The 12,183-nt window shown below is 71.3% G+C and carries 9 protein-coding genes; all 9 read left to right on the top strand.

Translation table 11 applies throughout. The features are described 5' to 3' along the window. Window positions 1-27: 27 nt before the first annotated feature. The 9 genes from ACZ50K_RS06190 to ACZ50K_RS06150 all read left to right on the top strand — a co-directional run bounded on the left by ACZ50K_RS06190 (window position 28) and on the right by ACZ50K_RS06150 (window position 12,174). Window positions 28-1,104: a zinc-dependent alcohol dehydrogenase family protein gene (locus ACZ50K_RS06190; RefSeq protein ID WP_468898047.1), complete on the top strand. Its 1,077-nt coding sequence runs from the start codon at window positions 28-30 to the stop codon at window positions 1,102-1,104. Window positions 1,105-1,109: 5 nt separating this feature from the next. Further along, a complete protein-coding gene (locus ACZ50K_RS06185) occupies window positions 1,110-1,796 on the top strand; it encodes a helix-turn-helix domain-containing protein (protein ID WP_468898045.1) in 687 nt (228 codons plus the stop codon). Then, complete coding sequence (locus ACZ50K_RS06180; RefSeq protein ID WP_468898043.1) at window positions 1,793-2,551, top strand: HAD family hydrolase; 759 nt, start codon at window positions 1,793-1,795, stop codon at window positions 2,549-2,551. Before ACZ50K_RS06185 ends, ACZ50K_RS06180 begins: the two co-directional genes overlap by 4 nt. Next, a complete protein-coding gene (locus ACZ50K_RS06175) occupies window positions 2,548-4,947 on the top strand; it encodes a glycoside hydrolase family 65 protein (protein WP_468898041.1) in 2,400 nt (799 codons plus the stop codon). The genes ACZ50K_RS06180 and ACZ50K_RS06175 overlap by 4 nt, the downstream gene beginning before the upstream one ends. Window positions 4,948-5,029: 82 nt before the next feature. Further along, window positions 5,030-5,479, top strand: coding sequence for a universal stress protein (locus tag ACZ50K_RS06170; RefSeq protein ID WP_468898039.1), 450 nt, complete (start codon window positions 5,030-5,032; stop codon window positions 5,477-5,479). A gap of 462 nt (window positions 5,480-5,941) precedes the next feature. Further along, entirely contained in the window at window positions 5,942-8,383 is a 2,442-nt protein-coding gene (ppsA, locus tag ACZ50K_RS06165; RefSeq protein ID WP_468898037.1) for a phosphoenolpyruvate synthase, read from the top strand. A 43-nt stretch (window positions 8,384-8,426) separates the two neighbouring features. After that, a complete protein-coding gene (locus tag ACZ50K_RS06160) occupies window positions 8,427-8,924 on the top strand; it encodes a flavodoxin domain-containing protein (protein WP_099894140.1) in 498 nt (165 codons plus the stop codon). Window positions 8,925-9,098: 174 nt separating this feature from the next. Next, window positions 9,099-9,506 carry a hypothetical protein gene (locus ACZ50K_RS06155; RefSeq protein ID WP_468898035.1) on the top strand — a complete coding sequence of 136 codons (408 nt, stop codon included), beginning with the start codon at window positions 9,099-9,101 and terminating at the stop codon, window positions 9,504-9,506. After that, complete coding sequence (locus tag ACZ50K_RS06150; protein WP_468898033.1) at window positions 9,499-12,174, top strand: cation-translocating P-type ATPase; 2,676 nt, start codon at window positions 9,499-9,501, stop codon at window positions 12,172-12,174. Before ACZ50K_RS06155 ends, ACZ50K_RS06150 begins: the two co-directional genes overlap by 8 nt. Window positions 12,175-12,183: the final 9 nt, after the last annotated feature.

Raw genomic sequence — 12,183 nt, 5'->3', positions numbered from 1 at the left:
GCACAGCACACAGAGAGAAGGCCCGCCATGAAGGCACTCGTCTTCCACGGTCCCGGGCAGACCTCCTGGCAGGACGTCCCGGACCCCTCCGTCAAGGACGCCGCCGACGCGATCATCAGGGTCGACGCCGTCACCATCTGCGGCACCGACCTGCACATCATCAAGGGCGACGTGCCCGAAGTGACCTCCGGCCGGATCCTGGGCCACGAGGCCGTCGGGACCGTCGTCGAGACCGGCGGCGACGTCCGCAGCGTCCGCCCCGGTGACCGCGTCCTGATCTCCTGCATCTCCGCCTGCGGCCGCTGCCGCTTCTGCCGCGAAGGGCACTACGGACAGTGTCGCGGAGGCGGCGGCTGGGTCCTGGGCCACACCATCGACGGCACCCAGGCCGAATACGTGCGCGTCCCCTTCGCCGACCTCTCCGTCCACCCGCTGCCCAGCGCCCTGGCCAGCCACGACGCCGTCCTGCTCGCCGACATCTTCCCGACCTCCTACGAGGTCGGCGTGCTCAACGGCAACGTGCGCCCCGGCGACACCGTCGTCGTGGTCGGCGCCGGCCCCATCGGCCTGGCCGCCATCGCCACCGCACAGCTCTACAGCCCCGGGCGGATCATCGCCGTCGACCTCGCCGCGTCCCGGCTCGCCGCCGCACGCGATCTCGGCGCCGATGCCACAGCGAGCGCGGACGAGGAGCCCGAGCGTCTGGTGGAGGACCTCACGGACGGACTCGGGGCGGACGTGGTCATCGAGGCCGTCGGCGTGCCCGAGGCCTTCGAGATGTGCACCCGCATGGTCCGCCCCGGCGGGCGGGTCGCCAACATCGGTGTCCACGGCAAGCCCGCCGTCCTCCACCTCGAAGACCTGTGGATCAAGGACGTCACCATCACCACCGGCCTCGTCGACACCCACTCCACCCCCATGCTGCTGCGCATGATGGCCGCAGGCCGCCTCCCCGGCACAGCGATGGTCACCCACCGCTTCGAGCTGGACCAGATGGAAGAGGCCTACGACGTCTTCTCGCGCGCCGGCGAAACCGGCGCCCTCAAGGTCGTGCTCGGCGGACCGCAGCACGACACGGTCGCCGTACCGCCCCAGGAGCAGTGAGTGCCGTGAAGAGCACACCGAGCACCCACCCGCAGCAGTCCGGCGAGATGGCCGGACACACCGACCTGGGCCGCCGCCTGGCGGCCCGCCGCGAAGCCCTCGGTCTGAGCCGCGACGAACTGGGCCGGCGGTGCGGCGCCGACGGCACGTACATCGCCTACCTGGAGGAGCACGCCGCCAGTCCTGCCATCGGCACCCTCGTCCGGGTGGCCGACGCCCTCGGCCTCACCGTCGACGACCTGACCGGTGCCAGTGCCCACCGCGTCGCGGGCCGAGCAACCGCCCGGCGCGACAGTACGCTCGTACCGCTGGACGAGACCGAATGTCGACGGCTGCTGAACACCCACGGCGTCGGCCGTATCGCCACCTTCACCCCCGAAGGCCCAGCCGTCCTCCCCGTCAACTACCTCGTCGCAGGACCCGACATCGCCTTCCGCACCTCCGCGGAAGCCGTCACCGCCAGAGCCGCCGGAACCGAGGCCGCCTTCGAGATCGACAACATCGACGACGTGACCGCCACCGGCTGGAGCGTGCTGGCCGTGGGTGAACTGGCAGCCGTCACCGACCCGGACGAGATCCACCACCTCAACACCACCGCGCGCTCCCAACCGTGGGCCGGTGGCCCGCGCAGCCACTGGATGAAGCTCACCCCCGCTCGGATCACCGGCCGCCGCGTGGTGCACGACTCATGAGCGACCTGCACGCGGTCGTCTTTGACACCGATGGAGTGCTCCTCGCCACGGCGGACCGTCACGCGGCAGCCTGGAAGGAGACCTTCGACGGCTGCCTCACCGAGTGGCAGCCGTCGCCCCCCGGTGCACGACCATGCCCGTTCGACGCCGTCCGCGAATACCGGGACCTGGTAGACGGCAGGTCCCGCCTCGACGGCGTACGCGCCTTCCTCGGCGCCCGTCACATCGACCTCCCGCCCGGAACGCCTGAAGATCCGCCCGGGTGCGCCAGCGTTCACGCGGTCGCCGCCCGCAAGGAGGCGGTCTTCTCCGCGATGCTGCGGACCCAAGGCGTCCGCGCCTTCGACGACGTACGGCCCACGCTCCAGCGACTACGGGAGATGGGGGTGCAGTGCGCAGCCGTCTCGGCCTCGCGGCACGCCCGCTCCCTCCTGGCAGTCGCAGACCTCATCGGCCACTTCGACGCCCTGGTGGATGGCAATGACGCTGCCGCCCTTGACCTTCCAGGCAAGCCGGACCCCGCCCTCTTCCTCGAAGCCGCCAGCCGTCTCGGGGCGACCCCCGGTCACACCGCCGTTGTGGAAGACGCACTCGCCGGCGTCGAAGCGGGACGCCGAGGCGGATTTCGCCTAGTGGTGGGACTCGACCGAGAAGACGACCCGCACATGAGGGACGCCCTGCGCGCGCACGGCGCCCAGCTCGTCCTCCCCGACCTCGGCGGGCTGCCCGCCGCACTCGCAGGCGACCTCCCGTGACCCCGGCCTGGCGCTGGGAATACCACCGCTACGACCCCAAGACCGAGCGGCTGGTCGAGTCCCTCTGCACTCTGGGCAACGGCCGTTTCGCCACGCGTGGTTCGGCCCCCGAAAGCGTCGCCGACGACGTCCACTACCCCGGCACCTTCCTCGCGGGATGCTACGACCGGCTCGACTCCGCCGTCGGAGGACGCACGGTCTCCAACGAGGACATGGTCCGGCTGCCGGACTGGACCGCGCTGCGGTACCGCTGCCTGCCCGAGGGCGCACCGCCCGGCGACTGGCTCACGCCCGACCACCCGACCCTGCGCCACAGCCACGTGTCGCTGGACCTGCGCGCCGGGACGCTCACCCGCCGCATGCTCTTCCACGACGCCGACGGCCGCCGCCTGGGCGTCGCCCACACCCGCCTCGTCCACATGGGAGATCCGAACCTGGCAGCTCAGAACACGGTGTTCAGAGCGTACGGCTGGAGCGGCCGGATCGAGATCGAGTCCGTACTCGACGGCGACGTCACCAACGCGGGAGTCGACCGCTACCGCGCCCTGGCCGGGCGGCACCTCGTCGAGCACCGGGCCGGAGTCGAGGCGGAGGGCACCGCCTGGATCGCCTGCACCACGGCCACCTCCCGGATACGGATGGGGCTCGCGGTCCGGACGACGGCACGTCCACTGGCGCCGGTGGGCCGGGCGTGCACAGCCACCGCCGCCACGCAGACGTTCGTCCTGCCGATCAAGCGGACCGTCCCGGTCGTCGTGGTGAAGACAGCCGCCCTGTGTACCTCGCTCGACCGTCCCCCGGGCGAACCCCTGCGGCGGAGCATCGACTTCGCCACACACGCCCCGGACTTCCCTTCCTTGCTGGCCTCCCACCGGGCGTCCTGGCAGCGTCTCTGGAGCGAAGGAGAGCTGAAAGTACCGGGGGAGACGGGCAAGGTCCTGCGGCTGCACGCCTTCCACGTCCTGCAGACCCTCTCGCCGCACACCGCCGAGCTCGATGCCGGCGTCCCCGCCCGCGGCCTGCACGGCGAGGCGTACCGGGGCCACGTCTTCTGGGACGAGCTGTTCGTCCTGCCCTACCTGGCCCTTCACCTCCCCGAGACCGCTCGCGCCCTGCTGAGGTACCGGCACCGACGGCTCCCCGCGGCCCGGGAGGCCGCTCGCCGGGCCGGGGCGAAGGGAGCCATGTTCCCCTGGCAGAGCGGCAGTTCCGGTACCGAGGAGACACAGCGCCTGCACCTCAATCCACGCTCCGGCCGCTGGCTGCCGGACCACTCCCACCTCCAGCACCACGTGGGGTCGGCCATCGCCTGGAACGTGTGGCAGTACGGGCTGGCCACCGGCGACGCCGGGTTCATGCACGGCCCGGGCGCCGAACTCCTGCTGCACACGGCCCACTTCTGGGCGGACACGGCGACGTGGGACACCACCCTCGCCCGCTACCGGATCCGCGGCGTCGTCGGCCCGGACGAGTACCACGACGCCTACCCGGACGCCGCCGATCCCGGCATCGACGACAACGCCTACACCAACGTCACCGCCGCCTGGGTGCTGGCCCGCGCCCTCGACCTGTACGGGGAACTCCCTGCCGCCCGACGCGCCGAGCTCCTCACGCAACTGGGCATCGGCCCCGACGACCTCACCGTCTGGGAGGACGTCTCCCACCGCCTGTACGTGCCGTTCCACCGCGACGTGATCAGCCAGTTCCACGGCTACGGCGACCTTGACGAGCTCGACTGGGACGGCTACCGCGCCCGCTACCGCGACATCCGCCGCCTGGATCGCATCCTGGAAGCCGAAGGCGACACGCCCAACCGCTACCAGGCGTCCAAGCAGGCCGACACCCTCATGCTCGGCTACCTCTTCCGCCCCGCAGAGCTCGAACACCTCTTCCTTCGGCTCGGCCACCGCCTCGACGACGGCCTCTGGCGCAGGACGGTGGACCACTACCTGCGGCGCACCTGCCACGGCTCCACGCTGAGCAGCCTCGTCCACGGCTGGGTCCTGGCCCGGGAGCAGGGCCCGGACGCCTGGCGCTACTGCCAGGAAGCCCTGCTCAGTGACATCACGGACGTCCAGGGCGGCACCACGGGCGAGGGTATCCACCTCGGGGCCATGGGCGGCACCCTGGACCTCGTCGAGCGCGGCATCGTCGGACTCGATCCCCACGACGACGGCCTGCACATCGACCCGGTGCCCCTCTCCGAAGTGCCCGGTTCCTCGTTCTCGATCTCCTACCTGGGGCACCGGGACATCCGCATCCGGTTCCGGCCCGGACGGCTCGGCATCAGCGTCCCTTCGTCACTTCTGGGCCCGGTGCCCCTGGTCCTGCCCGGAGACCGGCACGAACGCATTTCCGCAGGCCAGGAGCGGTGGTTCCGGCTACCCAAGGGCTGACCGGCAGTGCCGCAGGCTCGCGTGGCGCCGCGTGCGCAATGCGCACACTGTGGATGTATCAGCCGTCGGAAGGATGAGCGGAATGGACAGGCAGCAAGAGGCTCCGCGGATCGTGGTGGGCGTCGACGGATCGCCCTCGTCCCAGGCCGCGCTGCGCTGGGCGGTCCGGTACGCAGGGCTGGTGAGCGGGCGGGTGGAGGCGGTCGCGGCATGGGACCTCCCCGGTGCCGCATCATGGTCGGCCCCAGCGGTGGACACCACGTTCGACGAGGAGGAGGCCGAGCGACGTCTGGTCGAGGAGGTCCGCTCGGTCCTCGGTGAGGACGGCGCCTCCTCCGTGCACCAGCGCCTGGTACGCGGCAATCCGGTAGACGTCCTGGTGGATGCGGCAGACGGCGCGGACATGCTGGTCGTGGGCAGCCGTGGTCGCGGCGGCTTCAGCCGAGCCCTGCTCGGTTCGGTGAGCCATCAGACGGCGCTCCACGCACCGTGCCCGATCACCATCGTCCGGGCGGACATCGCCGTCGAATAGCTCCACCTCGGGCCGGCGCATAACCTCACGGAGTTCGACCTGCTGCGGGACCTCCTCGAAGCGACGGCTGCCCGGCCCGGGAAGGTCTGCTGAGGCTCCCGTCCCCGCTCGCCGTGGTCATCGGCGGCCCGGCGCGTGGTGAACGGTGTTTCCGGCATGGTCCTGAGCAGGACGGACACGGTCCTGCCGCAGGCCAGGCAGCCACTCAGTACCGGGACCTGGGCCGATCGGCCCCGCGTGAGTGGCCCCCTCGGCACTGCGGTCCCCCTGGCCTACCGCGTGATCGTGGAACCCAGACGCCAATCCGGCGCCGCCTTCCGAAGAGGGTGACCACGATGCAGCGCATTCGGATCCGAACCCGGCCCAAGCAGCCCCACAGGCCCGCGCCGCTGGATCTGCGCACGCCGTCCGGCCGCCCCCTGCCGTACTGATCCCTGCCGACACGCAGCCCCGGAGGACGTCATGGGACACACGCGACGCGTCGTACCGTTCACCGAGCTCGGCCGAGGCGACATCGGCAGGGTCGGCGGCAAGAACGCCTCCCTGGGAGAGCTGACCAGACGGCTGACCGACGCGGGCCTGCGTGTGCCGGCCGGCTTCGCCACGACCGCCGACGGCTACGAGGAACTGCTCGACGGCCACAGCCTGCGCACCCGCATCCAGGAGCAGCTCGACCGGCTCCACGACGGTGTCGCGCTCGAAGACGTCGGAGCGGGCATCCGCTCAATGATCATGGGCGAGACCCTGCCCGACGCCCTGACGGCCGAGATCATCACGGCGTACCAGAAGCTCGGCCGGGAGCTGGGCCGCTCCGACCCGGTGGTCGCCGTACGCAGCAGCGCCACCGCCGAAGACCTGCCGGAGGCCAGCTTCGCCGGCCAGCAGGAGACCTACCTGAACGTGAGCGGCACCGTGCAGCTGCTGGACGCCGTGCACCGCTGCTTCGCCTCTCTCTACACCGACCGCGCGATCGACTACCGGGAGCGGATGGGCTTCGACCACCTCCAGGTCGCCCTGTCCGTCGGTGTCCAGGCAATGGTCCGCTCCGACCTCGCCGGGGCCGGGGTGATCTTCACCCTCGACCCTGAGAGCGGCTTCCCGAACGTCGTCGTGGTGAGCGCGGCCTGGGGGCTGGGCGAGACCGTGGTCAGCGGGCAGACCGATCCCGACGAGTACACCGTCTTCAAGCCCGGCCTGAAGGATCCGGCCCTGAACCCCGTGATCGACGTGCGGATCGGCGCCAAGCGTCGCAAGGCCGTGTACGCGGAGCGCGGGCTGACCGACACCGTCGACACCACCCCCGAGGAACAGGCCCGGCGGGTTCTGACCGACGCCGAGGTGCGGCAGCTCGCCGAATGGGCCGTCGCCGTCGAGGACCACTACGGCTGCCCGATGGACCTGGAGTGGGCGAAGGACGGCAGCACCGGCGACCTGGCGATCGTGCAGGCGCGGCCCGAGACCGTGCAGTCGCGCCGCCGCACCGCGACCCTGCGCCGCTGCCGTCTGACCGTCGCCCCGGGCGATGCCCTGGTCGAAGGAATCGCGGTGGGCGAAGCCATCGGAGCGGGTGCCGTATGCCGCATGGACACGCCGGTGGACCTGGACCGCTTCCCGGCCGGAGCCGTGCTCGTCACCTCGATCACCGACCCGGACTGGGAACCGGTCATGAAGCGTGCCGCGGCCATCGTCACCGACCACGGCGGCCGCACCTCACACGCCGCGATCGTGAGCCGGGAACTCGGCGTCCCGGCGGTCGTCGGCACCGGGAACGCCACCGAGGTGCTGCGAGACGGCGCCGACGTCACCGTCGCGTGCACCGAGGGCAGCCGGGGCAAGGTCTACGAGGGCCGCCTCCTGTACGAGGAGACCCAGACGGACCTCGCCGCTCTCCCCGCCACCCGAACCCGTGTGATGCTCAACCTCGCCGACCCGTCCGCTGCCTTCCGCTGGTGGCGGCTGCCCGCGGACGGGGTGGGCCTGGCCCGTCTGGAATTCATCGTCGCGCACCAGGTCAAGGTCCACCCCATGGCCCTCCTGCACCCGGAGCGCCTGGATCCCGCCGACCGCTGCGCCATCGACCAGCTCACCGAGGGCTATCTCGACCGTGGCCGGTACTTCACCGACCGCCTCGCGTACGGCATCGCCCGGATCGCCGCCTCCCGCTGGCCCGACCCCGTCGTCGTCCGCACCAGCGACTTCAAGACCAACGAGTACGCCAAGCTCCTCGGCGGCCGTTCCTTCGAACCGGTGGAGGCCAACCCGATGATCGGTTGGCGTGGCGCGAGCCGCTACTACAGCGACGGCTACCGGGAGGGCTTCGCCCTCGAATGCCAGGCCCTGCGCCGGGTGCGCGAGGAGATGGGCCTGACCAACGTCATCGTGATGATCCCGTTCTGCCGCACGTTGGAAGAGGCCGACAAGGTCCTGGAGGTCATGGCGGCTGAAGGCCTCCGGCGAGGCGGGAACGGCCTCAAGGTCTACGTGATGGCCGAGATCCCGGCCAACATCCTCCTCGCCCAGGACTTCGCCGAGCGCTTCGACGGCTTCTCCATCGGCAGCAACGACCTCACCCAGCTCACCCTCGGTGTCGACCGCGACTCCGAAGCCCTCGCCCACGTCTTCGACGAGAACGACCCGGCCGTCACCGACCTCATCCGGATCCTCCTCCCACGGGTCCAGACCCTGGGACGCCCGGTGGGCCTGTGCGGCCAGCGTCCCAGCGACGACCCCGCCTACGCCGCCTTCCTCGTCCGCGTGGGAATCGACTCGATCTCCGTCGCCCCTGACAGCTTCGCAGCCGTCAAGCAGCACGTCGCCGCCGCCGAGGAGAGCTGCTACGGGGAGGACCGGATGGTCCCCACAGGGATCCGTCCGGCCCAAGCGGACCAGCCATCGGCCGCGTGACAGTGGCATCAACAACGCGCCATGGAACCAAGGAGCACCCGCCATGAGCACCAAGCGAGTCCTGGTCGCCTACGGGACCAAGCACGGAGCCACCGCAGGGATCGCCGAACAGATCGCGGTGACCCTCCGAGAGGACGGTCTCGACGCCGTCGTCCTGCCCGCCGACGACGTCCACGACGTCCGCGCCTACGACGCCGTCGTCCTCGGGGGCTCCCTCTACGCCGGCCACTGGAGCACCAAGGCCAAGCACTGCGCCGAACGCAACGCCGACTCCCTGCGGCACCGCCCCGTGTGGATGTTCAGCAGCGGCCCCCTCGACCGCTCCGCCGAGGAACACGACATCCCGCCGGTCTCCGCGGTCGCCCGGGAAATGCAGTTGGTCGGAGCACGCGAGCACATGACCTTCGGCGGCAGCATCACGGCCCACACCCCGGGCTTCCTCGCCAAGGCACTGACCCGCCAGGGCAAAGGCGGAGACTTCCGCAACCCCGAGCGGATCCAGAACTGGGCCCACCACATCAGCGCCGAGCTCGCCGCCTGAAGGGACGGCCCGGCTCGACACGCAGCAGCACGGAGGCGTGCCATGCACCACCGGACGCAGGGGACGGGGGCCAACCCGCTCAGGCGTGATGCCGACCGCACCCGGACCCGTACGCACGCCGCCTGGACCGACGGGAACCGTACCGCCGAGAACGTAGCGCGCCACCGGCACCACGTGACGGCCACCACGGTCGGCGAGACCACCTACCGAGCCGGAGGCGAGCCGAGCAGTCGGCCGATGGCCGTAGCGACCGCCACATGGCACTACCCCACGCAGCGCCTGCACACGGACACCATCCCCGTTCCGGCGGGAACCCGGAACGGCAGCACGGTCCGCCTGTGGGTTGACGAAAACGGCAGGGCGATCACCGCGCCGCCCCGCCGAGCCGACGTCGCTCTGAACGCAGTGGCCATCGGCACCGGAGCTCTGGCCGGGATCGTGCTCGTCGGCGGCGCCCTCGTCGCCGCGCGCCTCCGTAGCGTGGACGCGCGCAGTGCAAGGGCCTGGGAATCCGAGTGGTCAGGCATCGAGCCCCTCTGGTCCGGACGCCTGCGCCCCGGACAGGGAGCCGGCGATGACTGAGACCGCCGCCGGCCGGGACCTCACGCCGGACACCGCGCCGGATCCCCTGGAACCGCTTCCCCTGCTCCGTCGCGAGCTCCACACCGGCCCTCTGGGCCTGTCGAGCCGGGAAGCGGCACGCCGCCTGGCCGTCTACGGCCCGAACGAGGTCCGCCGCACCGCCCGGACGAGCGTTTTGAGGGAACTGCTGCGGCAGCTGGTCCACCCGCTGGCCCTCCTGCTGTGGGCGGCGGCGGCCCTCGCCTTCATCGCCGCCATCGCGGTGCTCGGCTGGGCGATCGTCGCGGTCATCCTTGTCAACGCCGGATTCGCCCTCGTCCAGGAACGCCAGGCTGAGAAGGCCGTCGAAACCCTGGCCCAATACCTCCCCGCGCAGGCCCAGGTGATCCGCGACGGGCAGCCGCAGCACGTCCCCGCTCGGGACCTGGTCCCCGGGGATCTCATCGCCCTTGACGAGGGCGCTCGGGTACCCGCCGACGCGCGCCTGACCGAGGGGGGAATCGAGGCCGATCTCTCGATGCTGACGGGCGAATCCACGCCCGTCGAGCGTGTGGCCGGCCCGGGTCTGGAAGGTCTTTCGCCGCTGCAGGAGCCCAACCTCGTCTTCAGCGGTACCACCGCCACCGAGGGGCAGGCGCGGGCGATCGTCTTCGCCACCGGAGACCACACCGAGCTCGGCCGGATCGCCGCCCTCAGCCAGCGCACCCGCCGCGAACCCAGCCCGCTGGAAACGCAGGTCAAGAAGGTCGCCTGGCTGATCGCAGCGGTCGCGGTCGCCATGGGAGGCGTCTTCCTGGTGCTGGGCGTCGCGGTGGGGCTGCCGCTCACCGATTCGCTGATGTTCGCGATCGGCCTGCTCGTTGCCAACGTGCCGGAAGGGCTGCTGCCCACCATCACCCTGGCGCTCGCCGTCGGCGTACGGGTCCTCGCCCGTCAAGGCGCCGTGATCAAGCGGCTGAGCGCCGTGGAGACCCTCGGATCCACCAACGTCATCTGTACGGACAAGACCGGCACCCTCACCCGCAACCAGATGCGCCTCCATTCCGCATGGACCCCGCCGCACGAGGCTGCAAGCGGTTCGGAGACCGCCGAACTGGTCCGTGCCGCGGCCCAGTGCACCACCGTCACCCGCGAAGGCGATGGCCGGCTGCACGGTGACCCGACCGAGATCGCGCTGGTCGAGGGAGCCGCGCAACACGCCGCGCCGGTCGACCCGGCCGACCGCGATGTCCGCCGACGAGCCTGCTTCCGCTTCGACCCGCGCCTGCGCCGCATGTCGGTGATCCAGGCTGGGGAGAACGGCAGCCGGCGCGTGATCGTCAAGGGAGCACCGGAAGCCGTCCTGGCGCTCTTGGCCGAAGGAGAGCCGACCGGCGGGGCCCAGGACGCCGCCGACACCCTGGCCGCGGACGGAATGCGCGTGCTGGCCGTCGCGGTGCGCGAACTGCCGCCCGGCACAGCAACACCGCCGCAGCGGCAGGACGCCGAGAGGGACCTGCACCTGCTCGGACTGGTCGGCCTGTACGACCCGCCGCGCCCGGAGGTCGCCGCCGCAGTCCAGCGTTGCCACGATGCGGGCCTCACCGTCCACATCGTCACCGGCGACAACGGAGCCACCGCCGCGGCCGTGGCCCGCGCCGTCGGCATCGGCACACCGAACCTCCAGGTGGTCGCCCAGTCCGAGGCGATCGATGACCACGAGCTCGACCGCCTCCTCCGCCAGGACGGCACGGAGATCGTCTTCGCCCGCTCCTCGCCCGAGACCAAGCTGAAAGTGGCCGATGCCCTGCGTGCTCATGGGCAGATCGTGGCCATGACCGGCGACGGCGTGAACGACGCTCCGGCCCTGCACCGTGCCCACATCGGCGTGGCCATGGGGCTCTCGGGCACCGACGTCGCCCGCGAGGCGTCGACCATGGTCCTCACCGACGACAACTTCGCCACCATCGTCACGGCCATCGAGTCCGGCCGCCGCGTCTACGACAGCGTTCGCAAGTTCATCGTCTACATCTTCGCCCACCTCACTCCCGAGGTCGTGCCCTTCCTCGTGTTCGCCCTCTCCGCCGGGGCCGTACCGCTGCCGCTGACCGTCCTGCAGATCCTCGCCATCGACCTGGGGACCGAGACCCTTCCCGCCCTCGCCCTCGGCCGCGAGCCCGCCGAGCCGGGGATCATGTCCCGGCCGCCCCGACCCAGTTCCCAGAGCGTCATCAACAAGGACATGCTCATTCGCAGCTGGGGCTGGCTCGGCACCGTCTCCGCCGCCCTCGTCATGACCGCCTTCTTCTACGTCCTGTGGCGCGCCGGCTGGCACCCCGGCGACCCCACCGGACCCGGAACCCCGCTCCACCACGCCTATCTCACCGCGACCACCGCCACCTTCGCGGGCATCGTCACCTGCCAGGTCGGCACGGCCATCGCCGCCCGAACCGACCACGCCGCGCTGCGCGACATCGGCTTCTTCAGCAACCCGCTGCTCCTGGCGGGCATCGCCTTCGAACTCGTCTTCACCGCGGCGCTCGTGTACGCGCCGCCGCTCCAGAACCTCTTCGGCACCGCCGCCCTCCCGCTGGACGTGGTCCTCCTCCTCGCCGCCTTCCCGCCGCTCGTCTGGGGAACAGACGAGATCCGGCGCTGGGCCCGACGCCGACACCACCGCTACTCCTGATCCGACCGG

The organism is Streptomyces sp. NPDC033845 (assembly GCF_055576225.1).
Note: the sequence above shows the minus strand (reverse complement) of the source record. Positions and strands in the feature narration are given on the sequence as shown.